This is a genomic window from Hyphomonas jannaschiana VP2 (assembly GCF_000685215.1).
Classification (GTDB): Bacteria; Pseudomonadota; Alphaproteobacteria; order Caulobacterales; family Hyphomonadaceae; genus Hyphomonas; species Hyphomonas jannaschiana.
Genome location: NZ_ARYJ01000001.1, coordinates 511,754 through 535,782, shown reverse-complemented (window position 1 = coordinate 535,782; position 24,029 = coordinate 511,754). Strand labels below are relative to the sequence as shown.

Sequence of the window (24,029 nt, the reverse complement as noted above, 5' to 3'; positions counted from 1 at the left end):
ATGGCAGGATCGCGGCTAAGAAAACAGCTGAGTTGCTTACAGGTTCGCCATCGGCATGGACGCCGCCACACACCATGATCCCGCCTCGCTCTGGGCCCCGCGCCGCCAGCTGACGCTGGCCCAGGCGCGCCAGCGCTCGGAACGTGTGAAGATCCTGCGCATGGTGTTCGTGGCTGGCGCAGCCATTTCGATCGGATTCTTCGCCGGCCACATCATCAAAAGCGCGCTGACCAGCGAGTCCCGGCCTGTCCGGGTGACCAAGGACGAGTCGGTGACCATGGTGAACCCGCGCTTCACCGGGCGCGACTCCAGCGGGCAGAGCTTCCAGATCACGGCAGATGCCGCGCGCCGCCGCCTCGGCACGGACCAGACGGTCGACCTGACAGCCCCGGTCCTGCAGGACGAAGCTGGCAGCCGGGTGAGCGCACCCACCGGCATGTATGACCGGGATGCGGGCATTCTTGAGCTGTATGACGATGTCAGCATTACCGATGCCTCCGGCTATACGTTCGTGTCTTCGGGCGCGCGGGTCTATGTCGGGGAAGGCCGGGTCGAGGGGCTTTCGCCGCTGCAGGGGCAAGGGCCCCTTGGCGACATCCGCTGCGACTCGTATGAAGTTCTCGATGACGGCAATCGCATTGTCTGTGCCGGCAATGTGCGCACCGTGATCTATCCGGCACCCATCCAGGAGGTGCAGGAAGAAATGGAAACGACGGGTGAAGGTGAAACTGATGGCTCGAATTAGACGACTCGGCGTTCTGCTGGCAGGCATGTTTGCGGCCTTCGCCGCGCCGGCCCATGCCCAGATTTCCTCCGAAGGCGGGCCGATCTACATCAATTCCGACCGCACCGAGAGCCTGGAGCGGGAACGCAAGGTGCTGCTGATCGGCAATGTCGACATCCAGCAGGGCGATGCCCGCCTGCGCGCCAATCAGGTGACGATGGTCTTTGCCAGCAAGGAAGGCGGCGGCGCCGGCACAGTCGGCGGCAGTTTCGGCCAGATCGAGTCGATGACGGCCGAGGGCGATGTCTTCTATGTGACCCCCGAACTGAAGGCCAAAGGGGAACGCGGCGTCTATGTCGCTGCGACCGATACAATCACCATGACTGGCAATGTCGCCCTGATGCGCGGGCGCGATGTGGCAGAAGGTGAAGTGCTCAAGCTTGAGATCACGAACCGGCGCACCACATTGGATGGCGGCGATGGCCGCACGCGCATGATGATCGATCCCGACTCCCAAAATGGGACGAATGATTGAATTTCAACGGGATCGTGAAAGCGATCTTAAGCATGTGAAGGTAACAGTCCTCCCGGGCAACAACGCCCGCACTGAAAGGGATTCCGGAGAAAGATGACCGAGCCGGCCGAAGGCCTTGTCGTTAAGAATATTGCCAAGGCATTTGGCAAGCGACAGGTCGTGCGGGATGTCTCGCTTTCTCTTCAGCGCGGGGAAGTTGTTGGCCTGCTTGGACCCAATGGGGCCGGCAAGACGACCTGCTTTTACATGATCATGGGCCTTATCGGCGTCGATTCGGGGACGATTTCGATCGACGGCGAGGACGTAACCCGTCTTCCAATGTATCAGCGCGCACGCCTCGGCGTGGGCTATCTTCCGCAGGAAGCCTCGATTTTCCGGGGCATGACGGTGGAAGAAAACGTGTTGGCTGTGGCGGAACTGGTCGAAAAAGACCGCGCCGCCCGGATGGCACAGGTCGACAGCCTGCTCAGCGAACTGCATGTGGAACATCTGCGCCACCAGGCCGCCACCTCCCTGTCGGGGGGCGAACGCCGCCGTGTCGAGATCGCCCGCGCACTCGCATCACGTCCGAGCTTCATGCTACTGGACGAACCGTTCACCGGTATCGACCCGCTTGCCATTTCCGACATTTCCGACCTTGTCCGCTACCTGAAGCAGCGTGGCCTGGGCGTCCTGATTACGGACCACCAGGTGCGCGAAACGCTCCAGATCGTCGACCGGGCCTATGTGATGTATGATGGTGAAGTGCTCTTCAACGGCTCGCCGGAAAGCGTGCTGCAGAATGAGGACGTGCGCAGGGTCTATCTGGGTGAACAGTTCGCCGCTTGATCTCAGGGGGCGCGGCTTATGGCCATGAAACAATCACTCGACATGCGCCAGGGCCAGTCCCTGGTGATGACGCCGCAACTGCAGCAGGCGATCAAGCTTCTGCAGCTGTCGAACCAGGAACTTGCCGAATTCGTCGAGGCCGAGATCGAGCGCAATCCGCTGCTCCAGAAGGCCGAAGACAATGACGGTCCCGGCGAAGGCAGCGAGCCGGCCCGCCGTGAAGAGATGTCGCTCGACGACAGCTCCGGCATGGGTGAGGCACGCGAGCAGCTGGATGCCCCCGGCGAGGACGTCTACGAGCCGGGCACCGGCTCCGACAATGCCATGCCGGCCGGCGTTTCCGGCCCCTCCGCCAAGGCCGACTGGTCCGGCATCGGGGCAGGGCCTGCCAGCGACGATTTCGACGCGGCCTCCAACGCATCCTCCGATGTGACGCTGAACCAGCACCTGCACGAACAGCTCCAGCTGGCCGGCCTCTCCGCCGCCGACCGCCTGATCGCGGCCCGCCTGATCGACGAGACCGATGAGGGCGGATACCTCCGCACGACGGTCGAAGAGGTCGCCAAGGACCTCGGCGCCGACGAAGCCAATGTCGAAGCCGTGCTTCAGGTCTGTCAGGGCTTTGAGCCGACGGGCGTGATGGCCCGCTCCATTCCGGAATGCCTGGCGCTGCAGCTGAAAGAGCGCGGCCGCTATGACCCGGCCATGGAAGCGATGATCGAAAACCTCGCCCTCGTCGCCAAGCACGATCTGAAAACCCTGTCGGACCGCTGCGGTGTCGGCAAGGAAGACCTGATGGAGATGATGTCGGAGCTGCGCCAGCTCTCCCCCAAACCGGGCGCCGGCTATTCCTCCGACACGACCATCGCCGTCCAGCCGGACGTTTATGTGCGTGAATTGCCGAACGGCATGTTCGCCGTCGAATTGAACTCCGACACGCTCCCCCGCGTGCTGATGGACAAGGCCTATTATGCCGAAGTCTCAGCGCTCAAGATGCGCGAGCAGGAGAAGGAATTCATCTCCGAATGCGCGGCCTCGGCCAGCTGGCTGATCAAGTCCCTCGACCAGCGCGCCCGCACCATCCTGAAAGTCGCCAGCGAGATCGTCCGCCAGCAGGATGCCTTCTTTGCGCATGGTGTCGCGCATCTGCGTCCGCTGAACCTGAAACAGGTGGCCGACGCGATCGAGATGCACGAATCGACCGTCAGCCGTGTGACGACCAACAAATACATGTCGACACCGCGCGGGCTGTTTGAACTGAAATACTTCTTCTCTGCCGCCATCCCGGCGACCGGGGGCGGGGAGGCACACTCCGCCGAGGCCGTCCGCTACCGGATCAAGCAGCTGATCGATCAGGAAGACCCGGAAGACGTTCTGTCAGATGACCAGATCGTGGAGATCCTCACCGGCTACGGCGTCGAAATCGCCCGCCGCACGGTCGCCAAATACCGCGAAAGCCTGAACATCCCCTCCAGCGTCCAACGCCGCCGGATTAACAGGGCGAGTTGAGGACAGGGGCCTCAAGCCGTTGGTCGCGGATGGCCGCAAATGACCCTAAGTGGACATTACGCCGCCGCCGGCACAGCGACATCGCTTCGTTAACCAGTTCAGGCTTTTGCTTTCGACCCTCGCTGATGTTGAGCCAAAGATACCTTTTCTCTGCCTGGACGGAAGGATCTTGAAGAATCCATAAAGGGAATGAGGCTTGGCTGAAGCGTCATCCAGACGTACACTTCCAATTCACGCCGACGATCGCCTCATGGCTCAATCAGGTCGATAAGTGATTCTCGACCCTGCGGGAAAAATCCCTTGCGGGCACATCCGGTACATCCGTCCTGCAACTGAAAGATCACATCGGTGTTATTATCGGTTCTTACAATGAAGGCGCCGCTCCGTTCATCTGGACAAAGACCAAGCTCCGCCAGCGGAAATTTAAACACCGACGTAACAGTCAATTGTGGTTCCGGGCACTAGCCCACGCCGGTGCCTATTGCCGCTGGGCCATCGGTCGCGCCCGCGTGCGCACATCAGCTCGCGGATTTGGCGTCGCATAGTCTTTCAGATCCCGCCGTGTCGTATCGGCTGAACACAGCTGCACCGGTACCACTTCGGAGCCCCAGCGGTTTTGCAGCAAGCCACTGCTTTGGTTTTCGCCCACCTGCTGGATGGATCCGTTGAGATTGCGTCCCGCCTGGATGAGGCACGCCGTGTTTCCCGATCCCTCCTGCGTGATCACGCCGGTATTGCCCCGGCCGAACTGCAGGATGCTGGCGGTGTTTCCGCTGCCCGTCTGCAGAACGCCGGCACCGTTGCCGCTGCCTTGCTGCACGACGGAGACCCGGTTGAACGCAGCCGCCGGCGCTACCACGCTCTGCTCGCGCAGCCGGTCACCCGGGAATTGCCTCGGGTATCCTCGCCCCCGATCGGCGTATGCGGCTAACGGTATCGTAAAGACAGCGAGCGCCAGGCTGGCAAGCATCATCTTGCGGGAACGGATCATCGTGGTCTCCTAGGAAAGCTGTTCAGCCGAGCAAAGTTCACCGCCCGCATCGCGCAGGGTCAGAAAGGCGCGGTAGTGCCCGCCGGAGAATTCCGCCGAGCCGACGGTGGCGCTCTTGCCGTGCGTCAGGTCGACCTCGCCGCCTTGCGTCACGTCAGTCCCACCGCCAGGACCGTACGACGTCATACTGAAATCATAAGATCCGTATACTGCGTCATTCGCCCGCACGACGGCTTCGATCCGAACGCCGTTGGCTGTCTTCGTTTCGCGGATCCAGCAGTCAGCAGACGCAGCCGGTGCGGCCTCTGCGCGCGCTTCGTCCGGCGGCAACAGTTCGTAGGTCGAGGCAGGGACCGGCGCGGCGCAGGCCGTGCCCGCCGCGAGCGCAGCCGCAATCAATGGGATTTTCATCTGCGTGTCTCCTTGGGCGGGTGTTGCGGGAAGGCGCATCGGCCTCCCCGCGCGAGGCGTCAGTTGTAGCCACTCTGCACGACTACGGAGATGTTGCCTTCGCCACGCTGGCGCACCGTCACATCCTGGCCATTGCCGACCTGAATGATACCGGACGTGTTGTTGTAGCCGTCCTGGTCTGCCACGGCCCTATTGTTGGTACCGATCTGGGCGATACCGGATACGTTGCCATAACCGGTCTGTAGCGTGTCGGCGCGAAGGTTCAGGCCGTCCTGCCCGGTCACGGCGAAGTTGTTCTCGCCGATCTGGGCAGTGCCGACGCTGTTGCGCGTGCCGTACTGGTCCATGCGGAGGAAGTTGTTGTAGCCGGACTGGACGCCGCGCGCATACTGGCCGCGGCCGCCCTGCACAATGACGGTGCCGTTGCGGTCGCCTTGCTGCGCAGCTGCGGCGCCGTTGCCATAGCCGGACTGGTCGACACGCACCCGGTTGCGGGGGTCCGCATGCGCGGCGCCGAGGCTGAATACCATAAGGGCCGCAGCGGCAGTGGTGAGAAGACGTTTCATGTTTCTGACTCCTGGTTTCATCTCGAGCCTGGTTGAGGTGTGGCTCGATCCCGCACAGGAATGACGGCTTCGTACTGAATGCGCTTTGAATGGCCGGTTCAGCTTCGTTCATGTTCGCGGCCCGCCAAGGCTGGAAGCATCCCTCCGTAGACAAATAGAAGTCATGAGCGCGCTGGCCCCAAGCTCGGGTTTGTCCAAGACACCACGGATATGGCCGCATCCGAAACGTGTTGGTTCGTAAAGATCGCGTAGCGTCGTTTGCCATTGTCCACTTCCGGCGAAGTCCGGCACGGGGCTGGCCGCTTGCTTCCTCCGAAGCTCTTGCCTTTTCTTGTCGGCTCATCATCAATCAAAAAATGAAAAATTATCCTCGTCTCTACGCCGCCCCATTGCTTAAGCCTGAATCGGTCCAGCCTTTGCTGAGAGATCCGGAACTTCATTGGAAGAAGGGGCGTTCGGCGTATGAGGCGGCCCACTCCTGGGTCAATGGAAATCTTCAAAAGGAAGGGGGCCTGCCTCTGCTCGTGCGTGCGACGCTAAATGTGGCGCCAGAATGGAAAAACGCTGAACTGGTGTCTGGCTTCTTCGAACATGCGACACCCTTGGATACGGACAGGGGCCCATCTAATAGTGACCTTCTTGCCGTTTGCCGCCTGGAGAGCACGCTCGGGATTATCGCTGTCGAAGCGAAGGCCGGCGAAACCTTTGGCGAGTTGATATCGGGATGGAACACGACGGCTGGTCGTTCAGCGCGATTGTCGTGGGCTTGCAAGCTGTTTGGCGTTGATGAAGAGGACTGCGGGGATCTGAGATGGCAGCTGTTTCACCGGACAGCGTCGGCCGTGCTTGAGGCGAAACGATATCATGCGCCGCATGCTGCAATGCTGGTTCATGACTTCAGCGCAGAACCTGGTTGGTATGATGACTATGCTGCTTTTGCTGAGGTCATCGGCGTCAAGGGTGCGAGCATTGGAACGATGAGTGACCCTGTCGTTGTCGAGGGTATCTCACTTCGCCTCGCATGGGTTCATGAGCCGGCTGCGCAGTGACGACGGATAGAAGACCTGCGATGAAATAGGCACAAGCACGTTAGGTAGCATTTGAGAGTCGTAACTTTTTCATCCCGATGGCGCCAGCCTCAGGCTTAAGCTTAGTGACTGCTTCCGGCGAATACTCGCCATTGAACGTTAGCTGCCGACGGACCGCTACTCCGCTGGCGCCACAGCCCCCTCCGCAAACATCTCATTCAGATACGCTGCCAGGCGGACGCCGCCTTTGGAGAGTTGCTGGCGCAGCAGGGGGCGGGTCTGGTAGACATATTCCCATTTGAGGATCTGGTGGTCCGGATAAATCGTGTCGCGGATCGCGGCGCTTTCATCGGCCCACTGAGCGGGGGTCGCGGCAGACCAGACGAGGACGTTTTCGGCCGTGATCTTGGAGGTCAGCCAGTCGGTCCATTCGGTGTAGGACAGCTCCTCGTAATTGATCAGCAGCTCGTCCCAGACTTCGTGCAGATTGGTCAGGTCTTCGAAGAAATAGCAGGTGAAGAGGTTCGCGCCCCGGTCCGTGCCGTTGCCGGCGTGCAGGGGCTGCTGCAGGTCACCGACCAGGTGGATGATGAAGCGGAGCGCCAGCTGGCGCTGTTCCAGCGGCTGGGTCTCGTCCACGGCGATGGCTCGGAAATGCTCCAGCGCCGTGATGGCATTGCCTTCCGGCGGCGGGGTGATGTCTGCATACATCTCGCCTTCGGGGATGGTGACATAGTGCCAGGGATTGGCCTCGCGGCGCCAGAAGTCTGAAGAATCCGAGCGCATGAAGTCCGCCCAGTCGGCGGCCTCGGCCATGCTTTCCGGCCCGAGGATCTCTTCCACCGCCGCGGCGGCCTCGTCACTCAGATAGTCGTCCGCGATGGCGGCGACGACGCGGTGCCCGGTCTTGCCCCAGGCAAAGGCCGGGGAGGCAATGGTGGCGGCAAGGGCGAGGCTGAGCAGCAGGCGGCGCATGGCAGGTCTCCGGCAGGGAACGGGGCAGGGAAAGCTTGCCAGACAGGTGCCGTCATTTCCCGCCGAGGGCAAGCGCGTCGACGTCGCGGCGCTGCGGCAGGCTGGGCTGGGCGCCGGGCCGTGTGCAGGCAAGCGCCCCGGCAGTCACGGCAAAGGCGAGTGCGTCGTCTGGCGACTTGCCCTCGATCAGGGCGACGGTGAGCGCGGCGGTGAACGTGTCCCCGGCACCGACCGTATCGACGACCTGGACCTTCGGCGGTGCGGCCCGGGCGATCTCCTTGCCGTCCTTGTAGAGTACCGCGCCCTCCGCCCCGAGCGAGACGGCGACCAGCGCGCCGCAAGTCATCAGGCGGTCACCATAAGTCTCCGCTTCGGTCTCGTTGACACTGAGAAGGTCCGCCATGGTCATGAGCTGGTCCGGTATGGTCATGGCCGGGGCGAGGTTCAGGCTGACAAATCCGGTCGCCTTTTCCGCTGCCGCCAGCAGCACCGGCACCGGCACTTCCAGCACGCCCATCATGTGTTCAATCGGCAGATCGGCCACATCATCCGGGCGCAGCACATGGTTCGCACCGGGGCAGACGACGATCAGATTCTCGCCGGAGGTCGCATCGACCGCGATCAGGGCGACTCCTGTCGTCTCACCATTCACATGGGCGACCTGAGAGAGGTCTACGCCGCCTGACTGCAGCAGTTTCAGGGCTTCGTCGGCCATGTCGTCCGCGCCGACGGCCCCGACCAGCTGCACCTCTGCGCCAAGGCGCCGGGCAGCCAGCGCCTGGTTCGCGCCCTTGCCGCCGGGATGCCGGGCAAGGCGTGCGCCGCCAACCGTCTCGCCCGGCCGCGGCAGAGCGGGGCCGGTGGCCACGATGTCGAGATTGATCGAGCCGACGACGGTAATCATGCCTGCTCCATCAGGGAGGCGATGAGGCCGAAAAAGCCATCCGCATCGGCAGTGGTGACCCAGTCATGCGGCCCGCCGGGCTCTGCCGGGAGGCAGGTCTGGCCGAAGCGTTCACCCTCTTCGGTCACCACGCTGACCGTCGTGGCCTTCGCCTCGAACAGGTGCGAGGCCAGCAGGAAGGCGATCGTGGACGGGTCATGCATCGGCGACTTGCGTCCTTCCTTCCAGCGGCCTTCGAGCTCGTTGCCGGCTTCCAGCAGCTTCACCATGATCGCCGCGCGCTCGGTGGGAATGGCCTTCAGACTTTCGATCCGCGGCAGCTCGGCCCGGACCGTATGGGTCACGTCGAGGCTCATCACCGTTGCCGGGATGCCGGACTGGAACACGATGGCTGCTGCGTGCGGGTCTGCGAAGACATTGAACTCCGAGAAGGGGGTGATGTTGCCGCCTTCACTGTCGGCGCCGGCCATCAGGACGAGGCGGGAGATGCCCTTCGCAATCGACGGGTCCAGCACCAGCGCGGCGGCGATATTGGTCATCGGGCCGGTCACGACCAGCGTGTATTCGCCCGGCGCGGCCGCTTTCAGTGTCTCGACGAGGAAGGGCACGGCATGGCCGTCAGCGAGCGGCCTGTCCGGTTCGAACGGGGCGAGGCCCGCAATGCCGCTTTCCCCGTGAAAGTCTTCAGCGGTCACCGGCGTGCGCAGGATCGGGCGCGGGCATCCGGCACGGACCGGGACCTCGGGCCGTCCCATCAGCTGGCACATCATGCGGGCATTCCGGCTGGTCAGCGACAGCGGCACATTGCCGGCCACCGTGGTGATCGCGCGCACGTCCAACGCGTCGCTCGCCAGTGCCATCATCAGCATGACGGCATCGTCAACGCCGGGATCGCAATCGATAATCAGGGGAAGGCTCATGCGTGAGAGGCCCGTTCCGCCCGCAGGTCCGCAATCGCATCCAGGAAAGGCTTGTCCAGCGGCGGACTTTCCATCGGCATGCCAAGCGCTTCGAGTGCCATGTCTGCTGTTACCCTTTCCCTTTTCCGTCCCCTGAGCCGGGCGATCATGCGGCTGGTGGCGACGGTGCGCCCTTTCGAGACGAATGTGTGCCGGAAACACATATAGGTTCCGTCCCAGCCGACCATACGCGTCTGCAGTTCGAACTTCTGGGGAAACTTCATCGAGTGGAAGTAGGTGAGTGCTTCGTACTGGATGATGGGGATCCAGCCGCGCTTGCGGAACGTCTTCATCGTGCCGGTCCGGAACATGAAATTCATGATTCCGAGATCGGTGATCGAGGCGTACCGGGAATTGGTCATATGCCCCATCGGGTCATGGTCGCCGATCCAGACGCCGGTGCGGATCGTGTGCACATCGAGGATGTGCGTTCGGGTCTTTGAAAACCATGCCCAAAGCATGATCCTGAGGAGCCGGAAGAACAGATTCATCGGGGCGGAACGCCTCCTGGTGGCAGGTCCAGACATTACGGAAAGTTGCCCGGCCCCTGCAGTCTCTGCTGCACGGCCCGGCGTCCTCCCAAGGGTGACTATGAGGCGGATGTGGCCGAATGCAAGCCCGGCCGGGCCAGCCGGGGCGGGGCTATGGTCCGTTAACCAGGCCTGAGCCCAAAAAAGAGGGCCAGTTCGTTCTGAACTGGCCCATTGAGCAGGTAAGATGGAGAAGCACCAGCATTGGAACTTCGCAGGACATATGCGTGTGCCGCCCGGACCGTTCCAAATTGTCTGGAAATTATGATTAATAAAACAAGGGATTGGGTTAAGCTTGTTTGCGCCGCCCGTAGAGGATGAGCAAGGCGACCAGGCCGATCGAGGTGCCCTGGCTTGAGAACGCCTCCAGCATCAGGGCAAAGAACCAGGACGGCAGATTGGTGCGTGTCTGAGCCTCTGTCAGGATGTTGCCTTCGCCCGAACCAAGCAATTCGGCATTGGCGGCCTCGATCTTCGCCTGCAATTCGTCGCGGCGTTTGGCGAGGCCGAGTTCATTCTGCGCATCACGATAGGGCTTCTGCTCCGTACGCCCGACACGTTCCACTTCAGAGAGATAGGCTTCAAGCCCTTCGACCGAGCGTGTCTCCGGCGGAATGCCTTCCAGCTGGCGGCGCCAGTCGGCGATCTGCGATTCCAGCACGCTGCGATTGGCATCGGCGCGCACGACTTCTTCGGCGGCTGCCGTGTTGTTTGCCGCGATGAAACGCTCGGTCCCGATGATGGAAGTGCCCATGCCGGCGAGGGCAAAGATCAGCGCGCGCCAGCCTTCCTTCATGCGGTGATTGGCCGTGTGCCAGTAGAAGAAGGTGAACCCGCCAAAGGAGATGACGGCGGCGATCACGCCGGTCCAGCCCCAGATGCCGGACTGGAGCGGATCGGCGACCGAGCTGGAAAAGGCCTGATAATTGGCGAAGCCCGACAGGGCTGCGGCGGCAAGGCCGGCCGTCAAAAAGACCAACGCCAGCAGGGAGATGATGAACTTCTCTCCGTTGAACGGCTTTTTCTCTTTCGGCTTGAGGTGCGGGAAGCGCTCTTCCAGCTTGTCGGCCTCGCCGAGGGTTTTCACTTTCGCTTCGTGCTTTGCGAGGTTCCGGCGCACCTTGCGCGGCGCTGGCGTGAACTCGGCATCCTGGACCTGCGGGCGCACAGCGGGAACGGGCGCGTCACTTTCCTCGATCACTTCGGCATGAAGTGGCAGGGGCTGCATCTCCTGGATGCGCTGGCGGCGGACGTCTTCCTTCAGGCGGACCAGCTCCGCGAAACTGCCTTCCGATCCGCAGTTCGGGCAGTGGAACGTACCTTGCCTGCGATTGAGAATAAGCGAGCTTTCGCCACCCTCGCGGCAATCCGGTGTCAGGTCGCACAGCGTGCGGACTTCGGTATCGTCCTGGCTCGACTCGAAGTCGACACCGAGTTCCTCAAGCTGCTGGATCGCCTGCAGGAGACGTTCGTCCGCCATGAAATTCTGACCCCGTTCGCATGGCGCGAACGCGCCCCGGCAAGGGGATTGTCTATCCGAATCCCCGCGTCGCAGTCACCCCCGGCTGTCACCCGGACCCGGCAGGGCCCGCCGTCCGGTGCCAGCGTGGGCAGAATAACGCATACGTGACGCCCGTTTCATCTTTACGGCGGCGGCACACCGCTTAAGGATGCTCTTAACCCGCCGGATGGACAGTGGTCCGGCGGAAGACCGCCTGTCATCTGGAGGAACTGAATGACCCTGCCGCGCTCCCTTGCCATTCCGAAGAACTGGAAAACCTTCAATTTCGCCAGCTTTTTCTCGGCGATTGGTTATCCCGTCCTGGGTGTTGCGCTGTTTGTGACCATGGTTCTGCTGGGGATCTTTATCAGCCATCTCACCTTCCACTGGTGGTATATGCTGATCGCGTTTGCCGTGATCGCTTTCACGATTTTTGTCTGCAATGCCGGGATCGGTCCGCTGCACCGCATCCTGCAGCACCGGGCAGGCGAGCTCGCCGTGCCGGGGCAGGTGCTGACCATGATCAACCTGGTCATCGCCATGCAGGGCAATGTGAAGGACTGGGTGAACTACCACTCCCAGCACCACCGCTTCTCCGACAAGCCGGGCGACCCGCACAACCCGTTCGAATCCAAGCGCTGGGCCTGGGTCGGCTGGATCCTGTGGCGCGACAAGAAAGACATGGAGCGTCCGCTGGCCATGTGGCTGAAGAACCAGCCGGTGATTGTCTGGATGGACCGTTTCTACAATGAAATCAGCCTTGTGGTGCACCTCGTCATCCCGGCGACGATCTATCTGATCGTCTGGGCGGCGGGCGGCTCGCTGGTGCTGACAGCGCTACTGCATGCGAGCGTCGTGATCGGCCGGGCGATCCAGTTCCACGCGACTGTCTACGGCATCAACGTGCTGGGCCACCTGAAGACGCCCATCTGGGCGGACCACCTGATCGGCCTGCTGACCGGTGGCGAAGCCTTCCATGACCATCACCATTCCGAGCCGACCAGCGCGCTGCACCGCCCGCGCAAGGGCGTGTGGAACCGGATTGTCGATTATAACGGCACGATCCTGCTCGCGATGGAGAAAATCGGCTGGGTCCGGAACCTGCGCATCGCGCCGCAATTTGCCTGACCATCGGCCCCGAAGGGCAATATAAAACACCGTATATACACCATGTATACACCATATATAGCGGCCGGTTCTGGCCGGGTGCGGACCAAAATGGGGAGACCGGGAGCGTGCAAGCCTCCCGGTCTTTTTGATTTTGCCACTTGTGCGGGCAGGGGCCCGCCCCATCTCTCCTGACGGGCCGGGGGGCCAGCAGAGGAGGGACTCCCATGGCCCAGACAGACGACAAGACTCACGCACCGGCCAAAATACACTCCTACATTCTTCTCGACCGTACCGGGTCCATGTCTCCCATCTGGGACGAGGCGCTGAGTTCGGTGAATGCCTATGCGGCCAACATCGCCGGGCAGGCCGGGGACGTCGCGCCTCAGATCACGCTCGCCGTGTTCGATGCGCAGGACGGCCTCCAGTTCGATGTGCTGAGGCGCGCCGTGCCGCCGGATGGCTGGCAGAAGGTGACCGACAAGGAAGCCAGCCCGCGCGGGATGACGCCGCTGTTCGACGCCATTGCGCGGCTCATCTCGATGGCCGAGGGCGACAATCCGGACAAGGCCGTCATCGTCATCATGACCGACGGAGCGGAGAATGCATCCCGCGAAGTCACAAAGGAGGGCGTGAAGGCCGCGCTCGACCGGGCCGAGAAACGCGGCTGGGAAATCGTCTTCCTGGGCGCGGAGTTTGCAAACTTCTCTGACGCCGACGCGGTCGGCATCTCCCCGCGCAAATCCATGGCGATGGGCCGGGGGCGGATGTCGGAGTCGATGACCCGGCTCGCCCGCAAGAGCCAGATCTACTATGCCTCGGAGGCAAGTGCGCCGGTCGAATTCGACGAAACCGACCGCGAAGAGGCGGGCGAAGCGGATGTGCAGAAGCGAACCGGTGAAAAGCGAAAAGGCTTCTTTATGCGGAAGAAATAAGCCGAAACTGAACACCCGTTCAGACTGGAAGGCCCGCCGGTTCGCCGGCGGGCCTTTTACCTTCCAAACGGCAACAAGCCGCCACGAACGCGCCTCAATCCTAACCGATCGTTTATCTCAATCGGGCCGTGGGGGCCTCAGACGCACGCGGCCGGCGGTTCCGGCCATAAAACTGGGCTATAAAACTGGGCCATAAAACTGGAAGGGACGCCAGGATGAAATCCTTCATCGCAAAACTCACACTCGGAGCCGCCGCCATCGCACTGGCGGGAACGGCCAGCGCCAAGATCCTGCCGGAGGCTCCGGAAGATCCGGGGGCGGTCCATTCCTATATCCTGCTCGACCGGACAGGCTCCATGTCCAATATCTGGGAAGAGGCGCTTGGCTCGGTCAATGCCTATGCCGCCAGTGTTGGCGAAGCCGATGAAGGCGAGATCGACGGCGAGGACATCGAGACCGATGTCACGCTCGCCGTGTTCGACTTTCAGGAAGGCATGCAGTTCGACGTGCTGCGCGACAGTGTGAAGGCCGAAGACTGGAAGAATGTCACCGACGACGAAGCCAATCCGCGCGGCATGACGCCCCTGTTCGATGCCATCGGACGCATGGTGAGCCTTGCCGAAGCCGACCAGCCGGAAAAGGCCGTGATTGTCATCATGACAGACGGACTCGAAAATTCCTCCCGTGAGCTGACGAAAGACGGTGCGAAAGCTGCGCTGGACCGGGCCCGGGCCAAGGGCTGGGAAGTCGTCTTCCTCGGCGCTGAGTTTGCGAGCTTCGACGATGCCGAAAGCGTTGGCATGGATGCCAGCAAGACCATGGCCGTCGGCCAAGGCAGCATGCAGGAGAGCATGTCGGCGCTGGCCAAGAAATCCCGCGCCTATGGCAAGGGCGAAGAGGCCGAGATCGAGTTCAATGAAGAAGACCGCGCCCTTGCAGACGAGGAAGGCGTGAAAGAGCGCCAGAACCAGTAAGCGCCAGGCTCCCGAACCTCCACCGGGCGGCTCCGGCGACCCCCTGCAAACCGCGCGCCCGGAAAAGGAAGCCCGCCTCAGAAATGAGGCGGGCTGTTCCCGTATATTGCGGGTCAACGCGGCGCCTTGTCCGGTCTGGTTACATGGACACGCCCCGGCGCTTGCGCATACAGTCTCGCGCATGACCGATACCTTCATCGACAAAGTCTATCGCACCTCAGGAAATGAAGGGATGCGCGACCTCTACAATGCGTGGGCAGACAAATACGATCAGGACCTGCTTGAAACCGGTTATGTAACGCCAGCCCGGGTGGCATTGGCGCTCAGCGCCGAATTGGCCCACAAGGATGCTCCCATTCTGGATTTCGGATGCGGCACCGGCCTGTCAGGGGCTGCATTGGCCGAAGCTGGATTTTCCAGAATAGACGGCACGGATCTGTCAGGCGAAATGCTCGCCATGGCCCGTAGAAAGCAGATCTATCACAAACTGTGGGAAACGGATCCGTCGGTACCGCTCCCGGTGAAACCAGGCGAATATCGCGCCGTAACCGCAATCGGGGTCATTAGCGTGGGGGCGGCGCCTGCGTCAGTTTATGACGATTTGCTTGCGATCCTGACCCCCGGTGACTTGCTGGCTTTCTCGCTGAATGACCAGAGCATGGCGATGGACGAATATGGCGGGCGTGTTCGAAGAAGTGTTTCCAGTGGGGAAGTGGCCATTCGGTCAGAAGCCTATGGTCCGCATCTTCAGGCACACGGAGAAAATTCAGGCGCGACTGTTTATGTGCTTGAACGCCTATGACGTGCGCCGCGCCTGCTACGGCAGGACCGCCGCCTGACAAAGCGGGCCGGAGCCATTAGGCTGACCGTGAGGAGACATTCATGACCGATCAGACCACACCGCCTTTTCCCGCCACGCATATACTTGTCCCCGTGGACATGCGGCACAGGGAGGCGTCGCAACTGGCCGTGGAATCTGCAGTTTATCTTGCCCGACGGGCTGGAGCGAAAGTGTCGATCCTGACGGTCATAAATCCGCTGGGCACGCATCTGACAGAAATGCCGGAAGCGCGGAAACCGGACTTCGAGGCCTTTGTCGCAGCAGAGGCAGAACGGCTGAGCCATGCCATCACGCCACTGTTCGAAAGTCATGAGGCCGTGAACGAGACGATCCAGAAGGTGATCCGGACGCATGGCGTGGATTTTGTCGTCATGGCGACGCACCATCCCAAGCTGAGCGACCATCTGTTCGGCTCGCACGCTTCGCAGACAGCGCTTCATGCCAATTGTTCCGTGCTGATCCTGAGGGGATAGGCCGCGGTCAAGGCACTTTACTTCTGTCCACCATGACCGTATTCAGCGCGCCATGCTGAAGACACAGATCATTATTACCACCAAGACGACCCGCCTTTGCGGGACGTTGCGGGTGCGTGCGATCTGAAGCCAGCCACCCTCACCAACGTCCCGCCAAGGCGCGGGACGGCCAATTCCTGACAATGGCTCTCCCGCTCCGAAGGCTCCAAACCGGAGAATGCCATGTCACCCCATTTCTCAAGATCCAATCCGCCCCGTGTCGGCGTCGTCGGCGCGACCGGCCTTGTCGGCAGCCTGATGCGCGAGCTGCTGGCCGAGCGGGACTTTCCGCTCGCCTCGCTGCGCCTGTTCGCCTCGGCACGTTCCGCCGGCAAGAAAGTCCCGTTCCGTAACACCGAGATCGTGGTGGAGGACGTTGCCACGGCAGATGTGTCCGGTCTCGACATCGTCTTCTTCTCGGCGGGTGGAGAAACCTCGCGCCAGTATGCGCCGAAATTCGCGGAAGCCGGCGCGCTCGTGATCGACAATTCCTCCGCTTGGCGGAAGGATCCGGATGTGCCGCTGGTTGTGCCGGAGGTGAACGCCGGTGCGCTGGCCAGCATTCCGAAAGGTATCATCGCCAACCCGAACTGCACCACGATGGCGGCGATGCCGGTTCTGAAGCCGCTGCACGATGCCTGGGGGCTGACGCGCCTCTTTGCTTCGACCTATCAGGCCGCTTCCGGGGCAGGGGTGGCAGGCTCGGAAGAGCTGACCGCGCAGGTGGCCGCCACAGCAGCCGGGGACATGGCCAGCCTTGCCGACAATCCGGCTGCGGTGGACTTCCCTGTACCAAAGAAATGGGCCGTGCCGCTCGCCTTCAACGTGGTGCCCATGAACTATGTGCTGGGGGAGGACGGATATACCGACGAAGAGCTGAAACTGCGTGACGAGAGCCGCAAGATCATGGGGCTGCCGGGTCTCAAAGTTTCCGGCACCTGCGTGCGCGTGCCGGTGATGACCGGGCACAGCCTGTCGATCCATGCCGAGTTTGAGCGGTCGGTTTCCGCTGAAGAGGCTGAGGCGATCTTACGGAAAGCGCCGGGCGTGCAGGTCGATCTCGTGCCGAACCCGCTGGAGATGACGGGCAAGGACAATGTCAGTGTCGGGCGCATCCGCAAGGACAGCGCGCTGGACAATGGGCTCGTCCTGTTTGTCGTGGGCGACAATCTGCGCAAGGGCGCCGCGCTGAACGCCGTGCAGATCGCCGAAGCACTGCTTGAGCGCGCGGGCTGAGGCCAAAGAAAAACGCCGGACCTGTGAGGGTCCGGCGTTTGCCAATTCAGTCTGAAGACCTGGCTTACAGGGCTTCGATAATGGTGACGTTGGCGATGCCGCCGCCTTCACACATGGTCTGCAGGCCATACTTCTTGCCGCGTGCGCGCAGCGCGTAGATCAGCGTGGTCATCAGCTTGGTGCCCGAAGCGCCGAGCGGGTGGCCGAGCGCGATGGCGCCGCCATTGACGTTCAGCTTCGCCGGGTCAGCGCCGTGATGCTTCAGCCAGGCGAGCGGAACGGGCGCGAAGGCTTCGTTCACTTCGTAAAGGTCGATGTCGGACATTTTCATCCCGGCGCGCTGCAGGGCGCGGTCCGTGGCGAAGAGCGGTTCTTCCAGCATGATGACCGGGTCGCCTGCCGTGACGGTCAGATTGTGGATACGTGCCAGCGGGGTCAGGCCATGCGCCTTGATGGCGGCCTCATTGGCGACCATTACGCCGGAGGCGCCGTCGCAGATCTGGCTGGCATTGGCGGCGGTCATGATGCCGTCATCCATGAGGATCTTCAGCTTCGCCATCGCATCCATGGATGCGTCGTAGCGGATGCCCTCATCCTTGTCGTGCATCACCTCGTTGCCTTCGGGATCGCGGCCCTTGAGGGCGATGATCTCATCCTTGAAAGCGCCAGCCTGGGTCGCGGCCGCACCGCGCTTGTGGCTTTCCACGGAGAAGGCGTCGAGCTCTTCCTTTGTGTGGCCATGCTTCTTGGCGATCATCTCGGCACCAACGAACTGGCTGAACTGCTTGATGCCGAACTTTTCCTTCACCGATTGCGGGGTCGGGTCGGTTGGCACTTCGAACAGTTTGCCGGCGCGGGCGTTGATGCCCATCGGGCAGCGGGTCATGCTCTCGACGCCTGCGGCGATCACCAGGTCCTGCGTGCCCGACATCACGGCCTGAGCGGCGAACTGGAGGCTCTGCTGGGACGAGCCGCACTGGCGGTCGATCGTCACGGCCGGCACGGAGTCCGGCAGGTTGGAGGCGAGCACGGCAGTCCGGCCGATCTGGCCAGCCTGCTCACCGGCCTGCGAGACGCAGCCCATGATCACGTCGTCGATCGCCTTGGGGTCGATACCGGTTTCGCTCACGAGGGCGTTGAGCACCTGTGCGCCAAGATCACCCGGATGCCATTCGGCGAGGGCGCCGCCGCGGCGGCCGCCGGCGGTACGTTTTGCTGCTACGATATATGCGTCTGCCATGTCACGCGTTCCTCTTCCAATCTTGTATGGCCATTTATACGCCCCGGATACGGCTACGCCAGCACTCTCCCAACGGAACCTGCCGCAAGGGAGACTGTCAGTTCCGGACCTCTGCAAACACGGGAAGGGATTTGCCGAACGGGGCGCTCTCCGCATTGGCGTACTGGCTCTCCACGTCTGGCAGGCGCAGCAGCGGTTCGAGTATGCCAGTGGACTGCAGGACGGGATCGAGTGCCTCGCGGGCGGCATCGTCCAATGCGCGATAGCGCGTTTGCAGCACCTCCAGACACCAGACCCTGTACTGGGACACCTGAATATCCCGATAGACCGTTCCCTGAATGGTCATGCCGTGGCGCGTTGCACCCGCCTGCCAGGCAATGGCGTTGGCGTTCAGCGCTTCCAGATGGGTTTCGCCCAGTTCGCGCAGCAGCGGTAAAAGATCGCCCGGGATACCACTGACGAGAGTGCAGCTGGTTCGGGAGGCGCGGGCGTTCCAGACCCGGTAGACCCAGGCCATCACGCCGGGGGCGGTTTCCCGCATGATGATTCCGGGGACCGGGTCCATCGCGCAGTGCCGGAAGAGGGGGCCCATCAGGCCGATGTCTGCCAGTGTGGGCCGCTCGCCCAGCAGGAAGGGACGGGCCTGCACGATGGGCTCAAGCAGGTCGAGCAACCTCAGGTAAGAGCCTTCGACATGCGCGCGGGTTTCCGGTGTGACGCCATCGCGCGTAACGAAATTGTATTTCTGGCGCTTCTCGGTTCGCCAGCGCTTCAGAAAACCGGGCGCCTTGATGTCCCGGCCCATGGCGTCTGAAATCTGCCGGGCGAGAAGTTTCGATGACAGCGGATAGCTCCAGCGGTAGTGCATGGCGGGGCGCCAGAGCCACTCATCGGCATAGTCCTCGATCAGGCGGCAGATGAAGGCCTGTGCCGGATCTTCCGGCAGGATCGGCGGAGTCGGATGTTGGGTCTCGAACCAGTCGATCATCGGGCTGGTATCGGTCATCCAGCGGCCATCCGGCAGCTCCACGGCGGGCATCTGCATGGCGCCGGTCTTCTCCGGAATGGTGCGCATGAAGTCCTGCGCCGTCATCGGGCAGAACTCATACGGGATGTCCTTGCAGCGCAGATAGGCTTCCAGTTTTCCCGTGAAATAGGAAACCTTGAGCCCGTAGACCTTCAGCATATTGTCCTCCCCCGGCCGCATGTAGCGGCACTTAATGTGTCAATTGTTGCATCTTCTGCCAAATATCAGGCGAGCTCAAGCATCAATGACGAAGAGGCGGCGGGCGGTGGCCGTGATGTGTTTCAGGTACTGCTTCTGCGACCAGCCGCAGGTCCTGGTCAGGTGTTCCCAGTTCGGCAGCAGGAGTAGGGTCCAGAGCAGGTCGGTCGCCTGCGATGCCGGCAGGCCGGGCGCGAGATCTCCGTCGCGCTTCAGGGCGCTGATGGCGGCTTCACAGCCTTCCCGCATATCCTGCATACGCTGGGCCCAGGCGCTGCGGGCTTCCTCGTCCGTAGGGCTCATATCGATCAGAGCCCGCCCGATGGGATAGATCTCGGGCAGGTAACCGGCCCAGGCCTCGACAAAGGCGTCCAGACGCTCCCTGCCCGTCTCGGCTGCCCGGCTGGGGGCAAGACGCGCCGCCGTATCTTTCAACTCATCGACATAAAACGTCGTTGCGATCAGCAGGTCGGCACGATTGGCGAAGTGCAGGTAGACGGCCTGACGGCTGATGCCGGCGCGCTTCGCAATGTCTGACATGCGCACGCCTGTGCCGCCGCCTTCGGACAGGAGGTCGGCCGTGGCCTGGAGGATTCTTTGGCGGGTATCGGGATTCGGACTTGACATAGTGTCAAGTGATCACCTATTTGACATCGTGTCAATTGACATGGTGTCAAGCAAAGGAGGCGATCATGCGTGTTGCAGTATTCGGATCGACCGGCGGCGTCGGCCGGCATTTTGTGAAACAGGCCCTGGAGAAGGGCGTCGCCGTGACGGCGCTCGTCCGGTCACCGGGAAAGCTGGCGGACCTGCCGCAGGGTCTGACGCTCGTTCCGGGCGACATTTCAGACGAAGACGCGGTCTATTACACGGTGGCCGGGGCGAATGCCGTGGTCTGCGCGCTAGGCGCACCTCTGCAGGACAAGAGCGGGATCCGCGCCACTGGTACGGCCCAGATCATCCGGGCCATGAAAGACGCCTGCGTCGACCGGCTCGTCTGTCTGTCGTCTATCGGGGCAGGGGACAGCTACAAGCTGATCCCGGCCCACTACAAATACCTGCTCGGCCCGCTGATGATGGAAAACATGTTTGCCGACCATGAGGCGCAGGAGGCCGAGATTACCGCATCCGGCCTCGACTGGATTATCGCGCGGCCGGGTCCTTACCGGGATGGTGAGCGGACCGGCACTTATGCGCATGGTCTCAGCAGCAAGGCGCTGGACCGGAAGCTGAAGTTCCGCATCAATCGCGCCGACGTGGCGGATTTCCTGATCCGTCAGCTTTCGGACAATACCTACCTGCACAAACCGGCCTGGCTGACCAGCTGACCGGTATTCCCAATCCCGCAAAGGAGACTGATATGACCCCGCAATGGATGCTGCTTGCCAGCGAGTTTTCCGTGATCGCCTATGCCCTCGTGGCCGGCGTGTTCCTCACCTTTTCCGATTTCGTCATGCGTTCGCTGGCTGCAACGCAGCCTGCAGGCGGGATCGAAGCGATGCAACAGATCAACCGCAAAGTGTTCCGTACGCTTTTCATGGTCCTGCTCATCGGCATGGCGATCGTCTCACCCCTCATGGCAGTGTTCGCCATATTGCAGGGAGGTGAGGCGGCGACGGTCTGGATCGTATCAGCCGCGGCGACCTATGTGGTCGGCACGTTTGGCGTGACGGTGGTGTTCAATGTGCCGATGAATGAACGCCTCGACCGGATGGCGTACGACAGCGCCGTCGCCGCAGCCTACTGGCACCGATATGTGCCGGCCTGGAGTTTCTGGAACACCGTCCGCACGCGCGCCTCGGCAGCCGCAGCCATCTTCATGCTGATGGCCGTTGTCGAACTGGCCTGACCTTCCATCACAGGCTTTTCAAATGGAGATTCCCATGTCCCGTTTCACCTTCCATTCTGCCGCATTGTTCGTTTCCGGCGTGATTGCCGTCCTGATCGGCGCGGGCATCGTTTGGAATCCGGTTGGGTTCCACGCAACGGCCGGCATTCATATCGGCGAGGGGGATTCCGCCCTGCTCAATGAGATGCGGGCCGCGGGCGGACCGATCCTCGCCATAGGCCTGCTGGCATTGGCCGCTCTGTTTGCCCGCCGCATCAGGACCCTTGCCCTGACGGCCAGTGCATTCTTCTACACAGGGTACGGCCTCGCCCGGTTCGCCAGCCTGATGGTGGATGGCGTCCCGGATCAGATGATGGTCTGGATCACGCTGCTCGAACTGGTTGTCGGCGCGGCGTGCTTCGTTGGCGCTGCGTCTTCGCAGCAGCGCGGACCAGCCGTCTAGTCCTCGAAGCCGAGGAATGTCGCTGCTTCGTCTACAGACTTTCGCTTCGAGACGACGGCATTGGCCGGGAAGGTCTCATCCGGCCAGCCCATGGCGACGCAGGTCTGGATAACCTGGTCATCCGGAATGCCCGCTTCCTCGCGCACGACCGGGCTTTGCATGATGCCCTGAGAGTTGATGACGCAGCCAAGGCCCCGGTTCCAGGCGGCATTGACGATGCCGTTGACCACGCCGCCGCAGTCGAAGGGCGGAATGTCGCCGCCTGCGAGGGCCTTGTCATAGGTCACCACGATGGAAACCGGCGCATCGAACTGGCGGAAGCCGCGCAGGACCCAGTCCATCCGCGCTTCCTTGTCATGGCGCTCGATGCCCATGGCCTGGAACAGCTGGATGGCGATCTCGACCTGACGCTCCCGGTGCACGCCTTCATAGGGCGGGCCCATGCGGAACTCGCGGCTGTCCGGCACGCCAGCGACGTTACGCTCGACATTGCCTTTGCGGATGCGGTCCAGCACCTCGCCGGAGACGACATAGAAGTTCCAGGGTTGCGAGTTCAGAGAGGTCGGCGCGCGCATCGCGATCTCCAGGATCTCCCGGACCAGCGCCTTCGGGACCGGCTTCTTCAGGAAGCCCCGGATACTGCGCCGGCCGCGCACAACGTCATCATATTCCACTGGTGTCTCTCCCAATCTCTTATCGGAACCCTTGTAGCGTACCCGCAGCCGGTGACAGCCCCTGCCGTTGCGGCAAAGAAAAAAGGCCCGCCCCTTGGGGCAGGCCTTTTGTTGCTGCGCGGCCTCCGGCCTTGCTGCTCGGTGCTGTTCGCGGGCTGATGCCCGCGGCACCTGCGCCTGCGCGTCGCTTGTGGTGGAGAGCCATCGCACGAGCAAGGCGAAGGCGCAGCGGCTCCGCGCCAGAGGCGCGGAAACCGCCGCGAGCAATCAATCAGCGCGGCGCCATGCGGATTGCGCCGTCGAGGCGGACGTCTTCGCCGTTGAAGTAGCCGTTGCGGCACATTTCGGTGGCGAGCGATGCATACTCTTCCGGGTTGCCGAGGCGGGCCGGGTGCGGCACCTGCGCGCCGAGGGCCTGCTTGACCGGCTCGGGTGCGCCCTGCAGCAGCGGGGTGTTGAAGATGCCCGGCAGAATCGTGTTGACGCGGATCAGCTCGCGGGAAAGGTCGCGGGCGATCGGCAGGGTCATGCCGACAACGCCGCCCTTGGAAGCGGAGTAGGCAGCCTGGCCGATCTGGCCGTCTTCAGCAGCCACCGATGCGGTGTTGACGATCGCGCCGCGTTCGCCGTCGATCGGGTCCAGCGTCATCATGCCGGCGGCCGATTTCGCGATGCAGCGGAAGGTGCCGACCAGGTTGATCTGGATGATAAGGTCGAACTTATCGAGCGGGAAGTGGCTGATTTCACCGGTTTCCTTGTTGCGGCTGGCAGTCTTGATGGCGTTGCCGGTGCCAGCGCAGTTGATCAGGATCCGCTCCTGGCCGTTCGCGGCGCGGGCTTTTTCGAAGGCAGCATCGACGCTTGCGTCGTCGGTGACGTTACACTGGCAGAACACGCCGCCGAGTTCCTTGGCGAGGGCTTCACCTTTTTCCGCGTTCAGGTCGAACAGGGCGACCTTGACGCCATAGCTGGCCAGTTTCTTCGCCGTTGCAGCGCCGAGTCCGGAGGCGCCACCGGTGATGACTGCCGAAATATTCGAATTGAGTTCCATGGGCCGCGGCCCTCCCTTGTTTCTGACAACTTTTCAGATGATCTATAGGTCTCACAGGAGGACGCAATGTCTGACGCAGCGGAAGTCATCAACACCGTCCTGAACGAGGATGGACGTTATATCCCGAAGTCGATCGAGCGGGACGCGCGCACCTCGCGCGGCCTGATTCCCAAGCTTATGCGTATGGTGGGCAAGATCCCTTTCGCGGACGATCTTGTGGCGGCCTGGTATGCTGCGCGTGACCCGCACACACCGATGCGTGCAAAAGCCGTGCTGTTCGCGGCAGTGGCCTATTTCGTCACGCCAATGGACATGCTGCCCGATTTCATCACCGGCCTCGGTTTCACAGATGACGCAACTGTGCTTGCGACGGCGCTTGGTCTGGTGGGCATGCATGTGAAAGAAACCCACCGGACGGCCGCCCGGCGCCTGTTGCGGGTGCCGGAGCCGGTGAAAGAAGACTAGAAAACACAAAAGGGGAG

The 24,029-nt window shown here is 62.3% G+C and carries 28 protein-coding genes; 15 read left to right on the top strand and 13 right to left on the bottom strand.

The annotated features are described in order from the left end of the window. Positions 1-55 precede the first annotated feature (55 nt). The 4 genes from lptC to rpoN all read left to right on the top strand — a co-directional run bounded on the left by lptC (position 56) and on the right by rpoN (position 3,596). Positions 56-745 carry an LPS export ABC transporter periplasmic protein LptC gene (gene lptC / locus HJA_RS02600; RefSeq protein WP_051597273.1) on the top strand — a complete coding sequence of 230 codons (690 nt, stop codon included), beginning with the start codon at positions 56-58 and terminating at the stop codon, positions 743-745. Further along, a complete protein-coding gene (locus tag HJA_RS02595; protein WP_035577714.1) occupies positions 732-1,259 on the top strand; it encodes an LptA/OstA family protein in 528 nt (175 codons plus the stop codon). Before lptC ends, HJA_RS02595 begins: the two co-directional genes overlap by 14 nt. 93 nt (positions 1,260-1,352) lie before the next feature. Then, a complete protein-coding gene (gene lptB, locus HJA_RS02590; RefSeq protein ID WP_035577712.1) occupies positions 1,353-2,087 on the top strand; it encodes an LPS export ABC transporter ATP-binding protein in 735 nt (244 codons plus the stop codon). 18 nt (positions 2,088-2,105) lie between these two features. Continuing rightward, entirely contained in the window at positions 2,106-3,596 is a 1,491-nt protein-coding gene (rpoN, locus tag HJA_RS02585) for an RNA polymerase factor sigma-54 (RefSeq protein ID WP_035577709.1), read from the top strand. Positions 3,597-4,074: 478 nt separating this feature from the next. Here rpoN and HJA_RS17755 read toward each other — a convergent pair whose 3' ends face one another. Genes HJA_RS17755 through HJA_RS02570 form a run of 3 tightly spaced genes read right to left on the bottom strand, consistent with a single transcriptional unit; the run spans position 4,075 to position 5,564 of the window. Continuing rightward, on the bottom strand, positions 4,075-4,587 hold the full coding sequence (locus HJA_RS17755) for a hypothetical protein (protein ID WP_051597272.1): 513 nt from the start codon (positions 4,585-4,587) through the stop codon (positions 4,075-4,077). A 9-nt stretch (positions 4,588-4,596) separates the two neighbouring features. After that, positions 4,597-4,998: a curli-like amyloid fiber formation chaperone CsgH gene (gene csgH / locus HJA_RS02575; protein WP_035577706.1), complete on the bottom strand. Its 402-nt coding sequence runs from the start codon at positions 4,996-4,998 to the stop codon at positions 4,597-4,599. Positions 4,999-5,057: 59 nt separating this feature from the next. After that, on the bottom strand, positions 5,058-5,564 hold the full coding sequence (locus HJA_RS02570) for a hypothetical protein (protein ID WP_035577704.1): 507 nt from the start codon (positions 5,562-5,564) through the stop codon (positions 5,058-5,060). Positions 5,565-5,791: 227 nt separating this feature from the next. On the opposite strand from HJA_RS02570, the gene HJA_RS02565 reads away from it, so the two are divergent. Beyond that, positions 5,792-6,613 (top strand): DUF6946 family protein, encoded by an 822-nt coding sequence (locus HJA_RS02565; protein WP_155839838.1) that lies wholly within the window; start codon positions 5,792-5,794, stop codon positions 6,611-6,613. 156 nt (positions 6,614-6,769) lie between these two features. Here the strand turns inward: HJA_RS02565 and HJA_RS02560 are convergent, their stop codons facing one another. The 5 genes from HJA_RS02560 to HJA_RS02540 all read right to left on the bottom strand — a co-directional run bounded on the left by HJA_RS02560 (position 6,770) and on the right by HJA_RS02540 (position 11,440). After that, entirely contained in the window at positions 6,770-7,567 is a 798-nt protein-coding gene (locus HJA_RS02560) for a S1/P1 nuclease (protein ID WP_035577701.1), read from the bottom strand. A 52-nt stretch (positions 7,568-7,619) separates the two neighbouring features. Beyond that, positions 7,620-8,471 (bottom strand): ribokinase, encoded by an 852-nt coding sequence (locus HJA_RS02555; RefSeq protein ID WP_035577698.1) that lies wholly within the window; start codon positions 8,469-8,471, stop codon positions 7,620-7,622. Beyond that, entirely contained in the window at positions 8,468-9,391 is a 924-nt protein-coding gene (locus tag HJA_RS02550; RefSeq protein WP_035577696.1) for a nucleoside hydrolase, read from the bottom strand. The genes HJA_RS02555 and HJA_RS02550 overlap by 4 nt, the downstream gene beginning before the upstream one ends. Further along, positions 9,388-9,921 (bottom strand): thioesterase family protein, encoded by a 534-nt coding sequence (locus HJA_RS02545; RefSeq protein ID WP_035577693.1) that lies wholly within the window; start codon positions 9,919-9,921, stop codon positions 9,388-9,390. Before HJA_RS02545 ends, HJA_RS02550 begins: the two co-directional genes overlap by 4 nt. 328 nt (positions 9,922-10,249) lie before the next feature. Further along, positions 10,250-11,440, bottom strand: coding sequence for a hypothetical protein (locus tag HJA_RS02540; protein WP_035577690.1), 1,191 nt, complete (start codon positions 11,438-11,440; stop codon positions 10,250-10,252). A 255-nt stretch (positions 11,441-11,695) separates the two neighbouring features. Between HJA_RS02540 and HJA_RS02535 the strand changes: the two genes are divergently transcribed. The 6 genes from HJA_RS02535 to HJA_RS02510 all read left to right on the top strand — a co-directional run bounded on the left by HJA_RS02535 (position 11,696) and on the right by HJA_RS02510 (position 17,066). Beyond that, positions 11,696-12,589 (top strand): stearoyl-CoA 9-desaturase, encoded by an 894-nt coding sequence (locus HJA_RS02535; RefSeq protein WP_035577687.1) that lies wholly within the window; start codon positions 11,696-11,698, stop codon positions 12,587-12,589. Between the two features lie 206 nt (positions 12,590-12,795). Further along, on the top strand, positions 12,796-13,503 hold the full coding sequence (locus HJA_RS02530; RefSeq protein ID WP_051597270.1) for a vWA domain-containing protein: 708 nt from the start codon (positions 12,796-12,798) through the stop codon (positions 13,501-13,503). 215 nt (positions 13,504-13,718) lie between these two features. Beyond that, positions 13,719-14,477: a vWA domain-containing protein gene (locus HJA_RS02525; RefSeq protein ID WP_035577686.1), complete on the top strand. Its 759-nt coding sequence runs from the start codon at positions 13,719-13,721 to the stop codon at positions 14,475-14,477. Positions 14,478-14,658: 181 nt separating this feature from the next. After that, complete coding sequence (locus HJA_RS02520) at positions 14,659-15,279, top strand: class I SAM-dependent DNA methyltransferase (protein ID WP_035577684.1); 621 nt, start codon at positions 14,659-14,661, stop codon at positions 15,277-15,279. A gap of 80 nt (positions 15,280-15,359) precedes the next feature. Further along, entirely contained in the window at positions 15,360-15,791 is a 432-nt protein-coding gene (locus HJA_RS02515; RefSeq protein ID WP_035577682.1) for a universal stress protein, read from the top strand. 222 nt (positions 15,792-16,013) lie between these two features. After that, positions 16,014-17,066, top strand: coding sequence for an aspartate-semialdehyde dehydrogenase (locus HJA_RS02510; protein ID WP_035577680.1), 1,053 nt, complete (start codon positions 16,014-16,016; stop codon positions 17,064-17,066). A gap of 64 nt (positions 17,067-17,130) precedes the next feature. Here HJA_RS02510 and HJA_RS02505 read toward each other — a convergent pair whose 3' ends face one another. The 3 genes from HJA_RS02505 to HJA_RS02495 all read right to left on the bottom strand — a co-directional run bounded on the left by HJA_RS02505 (position 17,131) and on the right by HJA_RS02495 (position 20,158). Then, the gene (locus HJA_RS02505; RefSeq protein ID WP_035577677.1) at positions 17,131-18,306 is read right to left on the bottom strand and encodes an acetyl-CoA C-acetyltransferase; all 1,176 of its coding nucleotides are present in this window, start codon (positions 18,304-18,306) and stop codon (positions 17,131-17,133) included. 97 nt (positions 18,307-18,403) lie between these two features. Next, positions 18,404-19,492: a glutathione S-transferase family protein gene (locus HJA_RS02500; RefSeq protein WP_162177014.1), complete on the bottom strand. Its 1,089-nt coding sequence runs from the start codon at positions 19,490-19,492 to the stop codon at positions 18,404-18,406. 75 nt (positions 19,493-19,567) lie between these two features. Further along, a complete protein-coding gene (locus HJA_RS02495) occupies positions 19,568-20,158 on the bottom strand; it encodes a TetR/AcrR family transcriptional regulator (RefSeq protein ID WP_035577674.1) in 591 nt (196 codons plus the stop codon). A 65-nt stretch (positions 20,159-20,223) separates the two neighbouring features. Here HJA_RS02495 and HJA_RS02490 point away from each other — a divergent pair, with 65 nt between their 5' ends. Genes HJA_RS02490 through HJA_RS02480 form a run of 3 tightly spaced genes read left to right on the top strand, consistent with a single transcriptional unit; the run spans position 20,224 to position 21,822 of the window. Continuing rightward, complete coding sequence (locus HJA_RS02490; protein ID WP_035577672.1) at positions 20,224-20,859, top strand: NAD(P)-dependent oxidoreductase; 636 nt, start codon at positions 20,224-20,226, stop codon at positions 20,857-20,859. A gap of 32 nt (positions 20,860-20,891) precedes the next feature. Beyond that, positions 20,892-21,380: an anthrone oxygenase family protein gene (locus HJA_RS02485; RefSeq protein ID WP_051597268.1), complete on the top strand. Its 489-nt coding sequence runs from the start codon at positions 20,892-20,894 to the stop codon at positions 21,378-21,380. Between the two features lie 34 nt (positions 21,381-21,414). After that, complete coding sequence (locus HJA_RS02480; protein ID WP_035577670.1) at positions 21,415-21,822, top strand: DUF4345 domain-containing protein; 408 nt, start codon at positions 21,415-21,417, stop codon at positions 21,820-21,822. Here HJA_RS02480 and HJA_RS02475 read toward each other — a convergent pair. Together HJA_RS02475 and HJA_RS02470 are read right to left on the bottom strand one after the other, a co-directional pair. Continuing rightward, a complete protein-coding gene (locus HJA_RS02475; protein WP_035577668.1) occupies positions 21,819-22,496 on the bottom strand; it encodes a nitroreductase in 678 nt (225 codons plus the stop codon). The two genes, HJA_RS02480 and HJA_RS02475, sit on opposite strands and share 4 nt — an antisense overlap. Positions 22,497-22,767: 271 nt before the next feature. Beyond that, positions 22,768-23,547: an SDR family NAD(P)-dependent oxidoreductase gene (locus HJA_RS02470; RefSeq protein ID WP_035577666.1), complete on the bottom strand. Its 780-nt coding sequence runs from the start codon at positions 23,545-23,547 to the stop codon at positions 22,768-22,770. A 66-nt stretch (positions 23,548-23,613) separates the two neighbouring features. Between HJA_RS02470 and HJA_RS02465 the strand changes: the two genes are divergently transcribed. Then, on the top strand, positions 23,614-24,012 hold the full coding sequence (locus HJA_RS02465) for a YkvA family protein (protein ID WP_035577664.1): 399 nt from the start codon (positions 23,614-23,616) through the stop codon (positions 24,010-24,012). The last annotated feature ends 17 nt before the right edge of the window (positions 24,013-24,029 follow it).